Raw genomic sequence first — 8,365 nt, 5'->3', positions numbered from 1 at the left:
AGTAACTAATATTGAGTCTTTGTAAGTGAGAATAAACTTCTTTCCGCAAGTCTAAGGCAATAGTAAAAGCACTGTATCGCCACTTCTATATATAGGTGTTCCGGGAATATAACGAGGTCCGACTACCATTGGAAAGACAAATTCATAATCCCCACCTTCAAACTTCAGGGAGTCTGTGTAGCGAATAATCACATCTATTTGCTCCCCTGGTTTAATATTGGCAAGAGATTGAGTGAAAATATTATCGCGCTGTTGTTCGAGTAGTCCAGCAGTACGACCTTGTTGTTTAGCTTGTTGATAGATTTTTTTTGCTTCTTCTCGTTTTTTGATATTGCCTTTGATTAGGCGATCGCCTATTTTGATTTCCATTTCATCGACTGCTGCTTCGTCTGGTAGTGGGAAGACGTAAGTTGCCTCTAGGGGTTCGGTGAATGAGTTCTCAAATTTTTGAGTTACTTCGATGCGGGATAGGTTGCCCGCTATTTTGGCTTTAACTTCCGTGTGTTTCAGAGGAAAAGTCAGTTTCTCCTCTGAGGATACAACGTATAATCCTGCGAGAGTTGGTGTATTTGTAGACATAAGTGTGTATCCTCCTAAAGAAATTAATTTGTTTTGTAATACATTAACTTCTCTTGTAGCGTACTGAATTAAGAATTGTCTGTTAAGAATTGTGTATGATTATGGTCAGCTTAAAAATGTAGGGGGAAAGGGCTTGATTTGAATAGACCTTAATTTGATAAATCCCTTTTTTATCCTTAAAAGGAGAGTCTTTAAACCTAGATTCAATTAATTATCCATTATCAATTATTCAATAGTTTTCGCAATTCATCTATTGAGGAAATTTGGGGAATTTGAGATACTATTGTCTCTAACAATTTCACATCATCTATTTTTGAAATATCTGATAAAATCTCCACATATTCATCACCAAACTTGAGTTTTAATCCCATTTCAATTGCTAATAATAACCCCTGTTTAATTTGAGCATCTTTTAGAGATATCTCAGCATCTTTTTGGGATATTTGAGCATCTTTTTGGGAAATTTCCAGATTTTTTGCTGTTGTTATTTCATCTCCTGTTTTAATTACATTCCCATCACCATTGCACCAACGTAACCAAGTACCATTAACATTTTCAAATACACCATTCCATAGAGTTAATCCCAAATTAACATGAGCAAACCAAGCATCATTTTTAGGAACGTAAGAATTAATTTGTAATTGAAAGACTTGCAGTACAGTTTCGCTAAGTTTTTGCAATGGATCGTAGACAACATCATAAGGAATTCCTAACTTTGCATAGTCCGTTAATTTACTTCCTAATTCATTACCGGGAGTCGGAGAAACAATTTCTATTACGATATCTGGTGCTTTGCCAAATTCCCAGAATAAATAAGAGCTAACATTACGTTCCCACCATTCTTTCTCACCAATAATATTCAAACTTAAAAAGACATCAGGTACAATTCCTGAATCTAGGAGATGAGAAAATAAACCCACATTGGCAGCAACAATAAAAGGAACATTTATCGGTATTTTAGCACCGCTATAAAATACCGTTGTGAGTAGACGTTGTTGTTTTTCATTAATAAAACTATCCAAGGGAGTATCATCCTCTAGAATCATGTGACTGGTGTCTGGATCTCCATGGGGCAGAATAGTCAATTTTTCTGACATAATTACCTCCAGATTAATTGGGGAATTTTTAATATATTATATAGGCAAAATGATAACCCAGTAAGGATATTGTATGCAACGTGCCTAGTGTTTGTTATTGGAAGATGATCGCAAATCCGCAACCAAATCTGCCACCCGTTGACTGAAAATTTAACTGTTCAATTGTTTAATAGGCAAACTTAAAATTGCTAAAATCTTAGAAATATTTATATCTTCTGCATTTTCAATGACTAACTCCTCATTATTAATATCTACATTTTGACCAGAAAGTTTGAGAAAGCGCCAGATACGTCCTGTGGTAACAGCACCATAAATACTTTCAGTTGTTCTATTTCTTGCTTGGTTAAACCTTTGTGCTGCTACCATTTCTGCAATACATTGACCTAAACCTACGTTTGTACTTTCATTTTTAGCTTCAACTATTGTGATTACAGGAGCTTCTATTTCTAAAGTGAACTCTGAAGCACTCAAAATATAGTCACAAAATCCATTTAGTCCGCTGGTAATATCGACATTAAAATCTCTGCCAGAAAACAAACTAATTTTACCATCAAATATTTCTCTAATTTCTATCAACAATGGTGCAATAATTAACTCCGTTTGCGGAGCATTCCGTCAGGAAACGAGCTTTTTCAGTATTATTATCAAAAGCAACTTTGAGATTACGTTTCAGAGTCATTTTCAAATATTCACTCGGTTCAACTAACTCGATATTAGGAAATAAATTAACCATATTAATACTAAGGTCAAAAGTAGCTTGAGCTTGATTAATAGTTTTTAAATGCTCCTTGAATCCCAAAATAATAATAACTAAATTATTAGCTGACCGGAATGGCGATCGCTCATTTATCTTTTTTTGTTTAGTAGGGGTTTTGTCTCCAAATTATGACAATATTGAATTGTACCAATACTACTGGATTTGGTATGATATAGCTAATTTATTCTTACTTATGCTATGGTAGATAAATGTTTAGGAAATTTAGCTTTGAGTAGTAGAATTAGCAGTTAGAATATTGAAACAAGGGAGTTATCATCTGAAATGGACAATATTCCTTTATGTACAGTTGAAAATTTAGGACAACATCAAAAGTTAGGAGAAATTCTGACCAGGGTAAAGCAGGAATTTAAACAAATTTATCAAGATAATTTCATTAGTTTAATTTTATTTGGTTCTCAAGCAAGGGGTGACGCAAAACCTGACTCAGATATTGATGTTTTAGTAGTTTTAAAAGAAAATAATAATCTCGATAATAAGCATCAAAAAATCATTGAATTTATTTCCGATATATGTATCGAATATGGGATGTTAGTAAGTTGTGTTTATGTGAGTGAATCTCAATTTCAACAAGAGAAAAGTCCCTTATTATTGAATATTCATCAAGAAGGTATTTTCCTGTGAATATTGAACAACAACAATGATTACAAAAAGCTAGGGAGAGCTTACAAGCTGCTCAACTTTTAGTCGATCATAACTTGGCTGCTTTTGCTGCTGCGAGGGCTTACTATAGTATGTTTTATATTGCGGAGGCTTTTTTGTTAGGAGAAGGATTAACATTTTCTAGTCATTCTGCTGTTATCTCTGCTTTTGGTCGAGAATTTGCTAGGACAAAACGTTTGCCTGTAGAATATCATCGCTATTTAATTAATGCTCAAGAAAAACGTACAGAAGCAGATTATAATCTTAATCCTAATATTACAATAGAACAGACTCAATGCATTATTAATGAAGCTGAAGAAATGCTTGATTTTGCTCATAATAATATTGATTTAATTTAATAAAAAATCAGGTTATGTAGTTATGAATATCATCTTAAGTCCACAACAATAAAAGTTTATTCAATCCCAAATTGCCAAGGGAAAATATACCAATATTGAGGAAGTTATTGATTCGGCTTTAAAGCTATTAGAAAAACAAGATTATGAACAATGGCTTGATGAAACTCCCCCAAAAGTTCAGGTAGGTTTAGAACAATTAGAAAAGATTGTGTCTGACATAAAAATTATTGTTCCTTAGTTATTTATTAATTGATTTTTCAATTTCAGATAATCTCTGAGTTTAAGGTAACAGTCTACTGTAAAGCAGCAAGGATATCGTCTCTTTCTAAATCATCATAGTCTTCAAGAATTTCCTCAATAGTCATGCCACTACTCAGCAATTCTAGTATAAATTCTACGGGATAACGCAATCCCAGGAGGCAGGGTTTTCCGTGACAGATGTTTGGGTTAATAGTGATTCTTTCTAGGAGGTTTTTATTGATCATTTCTTCTATTGTTAGTTAGTTGAAACTATAAACCAAAAGCTCCTTCCTAGGAATGGGTATATTTGAGCATTACATAATAATATGACAATATAACACAAAAAAGGAGCTTACTTTGGCAGTAACTTTTAATTATCTCTCAATTTCTCAACAGAAAAACTATGTATAAAAAAAATAGGTAGACGATTTCGTAAAATCCCCTACCTAATAAAAAGTTTATCCCTGCATCCGCGACAAAATCCCTGTCTTGCTCCCCTAATTTAAACTTATAAATTTTTCTGTTTATTCTTAGCAAATTTCAATAATTCTTGAGCTTTTTGATAATAAGTTGTTCCTGGTTTCACATTCTCTAACTGATTAATAATAGATTGAATTGTACTAGCAAGTAGACCCTGGTTAGAATTATCATCAACAGCATACCTTTGCCAATCAGCTATCAAATTTTTAGCCTGTTTAAAAGCTTGCCCTGACTGTTTTTCTAACTGTAGTCGCATTTTCACATTAGCTAAATTAACTTGATATTCTGCTAATTTTGTCTGTGCTTCTAAATAACTAGGGTTATCTACTGATACTTTCTGCAATTGACTAATTGCTTGTTCCCATAAACTCGCCACCAGTTGCCACTGTTGTTCTGGATGGGGTGCATTTTGGGAAGATCTAGCTGCTTCAAAACCAAATTTTTTGGCTACTTCCATTAGAGTGAAACTCCGCTTACTTCCCTGAGTTAGACCTGCCTCTTTTTTGAAATCTCGCTTAGTCGCTGCTAATTTAGGTTTCACCATTTTTCCAGCGAGAGTAGTTGGTGGAATTTGTTCTAACTTATCTATTGCTGCTTGCCACTGAGCGATCGCCTCATTTTTTTCTGTTGGAGTTGTCGCTTGCTGATACTGCTGTTTAGATATTTTAACTGTTTGCTCTGCCTCTTTTAACAATGTTTGAGCATTTTTTTCTTGAAACGCCTTTGCCTCAATTTGTCCTACCCTTTTTCTCGCCCTTTCAAATTCATCTAGAGTAAATCGCCAAGTACAACTAAAAAAGGTGCAATATCTTGGGGGATAATAACCTAAAAACCATACTGGTAAACCATCTAAGTGTTTTTGTGCTTCAGCAACTCTCTGCGTTCCCAAATTAATATCGGCGCTGGAAGTTGCTTTATTGATCAGTTGATCTGCTTGTTCCGTTTTAGCGATCGCCTCTCGGTAGTTACGATCCATGCTTATGTAGCTTGGTAACAATACCATCGGTGCTACTCTTGCCACTGGTCTCCGAACCATAGGAAAAGGTAAATTTGCTACCCAGACTAAACCAGCTACTCCTAGAGCAGCTAAACCTGCTAACTGAAATAAAATTACTTTTCCTGCGGGATGATTTTCCCTTGCTGCTTTTTTGAGAACTTTTTCGCTAAAGGTAGGATATTGGTCTACAATTAGTTCTCGTAATTCCTCTAATTTAGCAGGTTCGCCAGATTGCATCCGTAGTTTTTCCAATCGCTTCAGAACTATTTTCTGGCCTATTTCACCTGTGAGGTCTTCTTTTGATAATTTTTTGATTTCTTCACTTAATATTTCGTAAGCATAGTTATGGAGACGTGGCATATTTTAACCTCTAGATTATAATCATTTTTAGTTTAAGCGTAATTTTTTAATTAGTCATCAGCAAAACTATCAATATTTCTTGATAAATTTAGCAGCATAAAGTAAAAATATCTGTAAAAATACTGATTTATTTTGAAACAGAAGTTTGACTTTTGAACGCCTATCTATATAGACCTCTCCGAAAAAGAGAGAGTAGGAAGTAGGGAGTAGGGGGAAATAATTAATGATTTATGGACGATAATTGATTTGATTTTTAATTATCGGAGATGTCTATTAGGTAGAGAATTTTGGAAAATATTCTACCTAATATTTGGAATAAAAAACCTCATCCGTGCATCCGTGAAAAAATCCCTGTTTGCCTCTAATTTCAACTTATAAATTTTTCTGTTTATTCTTAGTAAATTTCAATAATTCTTGAGCTTTTTGATAATAAGTTGTTCCTGGTTTCACATTCTCTAACTGATTAATAATTTCCTGTAACTTACTAGCAAGTAAACCTCGATCAGAATTATCAACAGCATATTTGTGCCAATCTGCAATTAAATCTTTACCTCGCTTAAAAGCTGTTCCTGACTCCTTTTCTGCTTGTAAACGCATTTTTGCTTCGGTTAGTTTTACCTGATATTCTGCCAATTTAGTTTGTGCTGCTACATAACTTGGGTTATCTACAGAAATTTTCTGTAATTGACTAATTGCTTGTTCCCATAAATTGACTGCTAGTTGCAATTTTTGTTCTGGATAGGGTTCATTTTCAGAAATTTTGCCTGCTTGCAAAACAAATTGTCTAGCTGCTTCAATGATCACATCACTACGTTTACTACCATTAGCTAAACCCACCTCTGCTTGAAAATCTCGCTTAGTTGCGGCTAATTGTGGTTTTGCCATTTTTGCAGCAACAGTAGTAGGTGGAATTTGTGCTAACTTATCTATTCCAGTTTGCCAGTTAGCGATCGCCTCATTTTTTTCTGTTGAAGTTTCAGCTTCCAGATATTGTTGTTTAGCTGTAGCAATTGTTTGTTCTGCTTCTGTTAACAATGTTTGAGCATTTTTTTCTTGAAATACCTTCGCCTCCATTCGTCCTATCTGTTTTCTCGCCGTTTCAAATTCATCTAATGTAAATTTCCAAGAACAACTAAAAAAGGTACAGTATCTTTCAGGATAATAACCTAAAAACCAAACTGGCAATTCATCCAGATGTTTTTGTGCCAAAGCAACTTTCTCAGCACCAAAATTAATATCTGCACTAGAAGTTGCTTTATTAATTAATTGATCTGCTTGTTCAACATTAGCGATCGCCTCCCGATAGTTATAATCCATATTTATATAACTAGGTAATAAAATTATTGGTGCTATTCTAGACACAGGTTTACGAATCATTGGATAGGGTAAATTTGCCACCCAAACTATCCCTGCTATTCCTGCTAGTGCAGCAGGTATCAAAGCAATTTTACTCAAAATTCCTGGTGGTTTATTTGCTTTAGCTGCTTTCTGAATAACTGTCTCACTAAAATTAGGAAATTGGTCTTTTACTAAATAACTTAACTCTTCTTCTTTTAGGGGTTCTCCTGATTGGAAAGTTAACTTATCCAATCTTTTCATTACTATATTTTTTCCCACTTCCCCAACCAAATCTTCTTTAGCACATTTGTCAACTTCTACCTCTAATATTTTATAGGCTCGATTATATAATCGTGACATATTTTTACCTCTAGATTTATTGCTTATATTATACTCGGATAATTTAGTGGAGCAACAGATCTCAAACAGTGCAATGGTTTGTTATGACCGATTTTGAAACAATTATGATAGCTTAAATTTTAACCCTCTAATGCACCCTAAAACAATAAACTTTTTAGCTATTTCAGTCCAGTAGATTGCCTTAAGGTACAACTCAACAGATATAACATATTGTTGGGTTTCCTTTATCAACCCAACCTACAAAGTTTCAATACTTTTTTATTATTGTCAGCATTAAGGAACAAGATAGAGGTGCAAGTAAAATTATGCAAGTAAAATTATTTATTATCCTTGCTTAATTGCTGAAGTTTTGTATCTAGGTACTGAAGCTATTTGTCGCGGTAAAAAGTTTCAAAATTATCGTCGTATTTATACTTTGAAAGAATATGTTTTGATTGATGCCCAAAAGATAATGGTTGAATGTTTTCGACTTAATCAAAATGTGATTTTAGAGCAATCAGTAGGTTGGGTTAAGCGACAGCGCAACCCAACACCAAGCTCAAATCTTTTGGGTTTCGGTTCCATGCTTCGCAACGCTAACGCGAACAACCCAACCTACAAAGTGTCAATAATTTTTTATTATAGGCAAAAACAGGAGGTAATTATAGAATGGAAAAATTAGAAAAATACAGAAATTATATTCAGCAAATAATTAAAGATTACGGACAATATAAACCGTCTTATGGAGAGGTAGAAGTACAAACAATTTTTGACAGGGAACGCGACCATTATCAACTTTTAAATGTCGGTTGGGATGGCAATGAAAGAATTCGGGGATGTGTCTTACAAATAGATATTAAAAATGAAAAAATCTGGATACAACATGATGGTACAGAAATTGGTATTGCTGGTGAATTAGTAGATTTAGGAGTTCCATCATCAGATATTGTTCTGGCTTTTCATGCACCTTATAAACGAAAATATACAGGTTTTGCTGTGGAGTAAATTAAGGAATTCAAAAGTCAAAAATCAAAAGTAAGATTTTTTAGGCTCAAAACTAAAAAGTACAAAAGTTCTGTAGCTCAGACTAATTTATCCTATACAAAAAAAGATTTAGGCGTTAGCGGAGCTTGGCGTTAGTCAATGCCATTTGCTTCGC

At 34.0% G+C, this 8,365-nt stretch carries 10 protein-coding genes and 2 pseudogenes; 5 read left to right on the top strand and 7 right to left on the bottom strand.

The genetic code is table 11. From position 1 onward, the window contains the following. Nucleotides 1–90 precede the first annotated feature (90 nt). The 4 genes and pseudogenes from F6K06_RS17195 to F6K06_RS17180 all read right to left on the bottom strand — a co-directional run. Nucleotides 91–579 (bottom strand): annotated as a pseudogene (locus F6K06_RS17195) (VIT domain-containing protein); the annotation flags it as partial. Nucleotides 580–800: 221 nt separating this feature from the next. Further along, a complete protein-coding gene (locus F6K06_RS17190; RefSeq protein ID WP_124145865.1) occupies nt 801–1,676 on the bottom strand; it encodes a Uma2 family endonuclease in 876 nt (291 codons plus the stop codon). 150 nt (nt 1,677–1,826) lie between these two features. Next, a complete protein-coding gene (locus F6K06_RS17185) occupies nt 1,827–2,252 on the bottom strand; it encodes a hypothetical protein (RefSeq protein ID WP_240039059.1) in 426 nt (141 codons plus the stop codon). Beyond that, on the bottom strand, nt 2,239–2,475 hold the full coding sequence (locus tag F6K06_RS17180; RefSeq protein ID WP_240041560.1) for a hypothetical protein: 237 nt from the start codon (nt 2,473–2,475) through the stop codon (nt 2,239–2,241). Before F6K06_RS17180 ends, F6K06_RS17185 begins: the two co-directional genes overlap by 14 nt. 240 nt (nt 2,476–2,715) lie before the next feature. Here F6K06_RS17180 and F6K06_RS17175 point away from each other — a divergent pair, with 240 nt between their 5' ends. The 3 genes and pseudogenes from F6K06_RS17175 to F6K06_RS34035 all read left to right on the top strand — a co-directional run bounded on the left by F6K06_RS17175 (nt 2,716) and on the right by F6K06_RS34035 (nt 3,690). Then, a complete protein-coding gene (locus F6K06_RS17175; protein WP_124154447.1) occupies nt 2,716–3,075 on the top strand; it encodes a nucleotidyltransferase domain-containing protein in 360 nt (119 codons plus the stop codon). Nucleotides 3,076–3,107: 32 nt separating this feature from the next. After that, a pseudogene (locus tag F6K06_RS17170) lies at nt 3,108–3,452 on the top strand (HEPN domain-containing protein); the annotation flags it as partial. A 58-nt stretch (nt 3,453–3,510) separates the two neighbouring features. Continuing rightward, a complete protein-coding gene (locus tag F6K06_RS34035) occupies nt 3,511–3,690 on the top strand; it encodes a type II toxin-antitoxin system ParD family antitoxin (protein WP_205127440.1) in 180 nt (59 codons plus the stop codon). A gap of 55 nt (nt 3,691–3,745) precedes the next feature. Here the strand turns inward: F6K06_RS34035 and F6K06_RS17165 are convergent, their stop codons facing one another. The 3 genes from F6K06_RS17165 to F6K06_RS17155 all read right to left on the bottom strand — a co-directional run bounded on the left by F6K06_RS17165 (nt 3,746) and on the right by F6K06_RS17155 (nt 7,227). Then, nucleotides 3,746–3,937, bottom strand: a complete 192-nt coding sequence (locus F6K06_RS17165) for a DUF433 domain-containing protein (protein WP_375339374.1) — start codon at nt 3,935–3,937, stop codon at nt 3,746–3,748. 263 nt (nt 3,938–4,200) lie between these two features. Next, nucleotides 4,201–5,529 carry a hypothetical protein gene (locus F6K06_RS17160; protein ID WP_287240418.1) on the bottom strand — a complete coding sequence of 443 codons (1,329 nt, stop codon included), beginning with the start codon at nt 5,527–5,529 and terminating at the stop codon, nt 4,201–4,203. 372 nt (nt 5,530–5,901) lie between these two features. After that, nucleotides 5,902–7,227 (bottom strand): hypothetical protein, encoded by a 1,326-nt coding sequence (locus F6K06_RS17155; RefSeq protein ID WP_287240421.1) that lies wholly within the window; start codon nt 7,225–7,227, stop codon nt 5,902–5,904. A gap of 316 nt (nt 7,228–7,543) precedes the next feature. Between F6K06_RS17155 and F6K06_RS17150 the strand changes: the two genes are divergently transcribed. Then, nucleotides 7,544–7,888 carry a Uma2 family endonuclease gene (locus F6K06_RS17150; protein ID WP_353734855.1) on the top strand — a complete coding sequence of 115 codons (345 nt, stop codon included), beginning with the start codon at nt 7,544–7,546 and terminating at the stop codon, nt 7,886–7,888. Continuing rightward, a complete protein-coding gene (locus tag F6K06_RS17145; protein WP_287240424.1) occupies nt 7,876–8,211 on the top strand; it encodes a XisI protein in 336 nt (111 codons plus the stop codon). Before F6K06_RS17150 ends, F6K06_RS17145 begins: the two co-directional genes overlap by 13 nt. Nucleotides 8,212–8,365: the final 154 nt, after the last annotated feature.

The sequence above is a fragment of the Okeania sp. SIO1H4 genome (assembly GCF_010672695.1).
Classification (GTDB): Bacteria; Cyanobacteriota; Cyanobacteriia; order Cyanobacteriales; family Microcoleaceae; genus Okeania; species Okeania hirsuta.
Note: the sequence above shows the minus strand (reverse complement) of the source record. Positions and strands in the feature narration are given on the sequence as shown.

Bases quoted from the DNA above. Each gene is read 5' to 3' on its own strand.
- F6K06_RS17165 (WP_375339374.1), bottom strand. From the start codon at position 3,937: ATGATCAATAAAAACCTCCTAGAAAGAATCACTATTAACCCAAACATC.
- F6K06_RS17155 (WP_287240421.1), bottom strand. From the start codon at position 7,227: ATGTCACGATTATATAATCGAGCCTATAAAATATTAGAGGTAGAAGTT.
- F6K06_RS17145 (WP_287240424.1), top strand. From the start codon at position 7,876: ATGGAAAAATTAGAAAAATACAGAAATTATATTCAGCAAATAATTAAA.
- F6K06_RS17190 (WP_124145865.1), bottom strand. From the start codon at position 1,676: ATGTCAGAAAAATTGACTATTCTGCCCCATGGAGATCCAGACACCAGT.
- F6K06_RS17175 (WP_124154447.1), top strand. From the start codon at position 2,716: ATGGACAATATTCCTTTATGTACAGTTGAAAATTTAGGACAACATCAA.
- F6K06_RS17160 (WP_287240418.1), bottom strand. From the start codon at position 5,529: ATGCCACGTCTCCATAACTATGCTTACGAAATATTAAGTGAAGAAATC.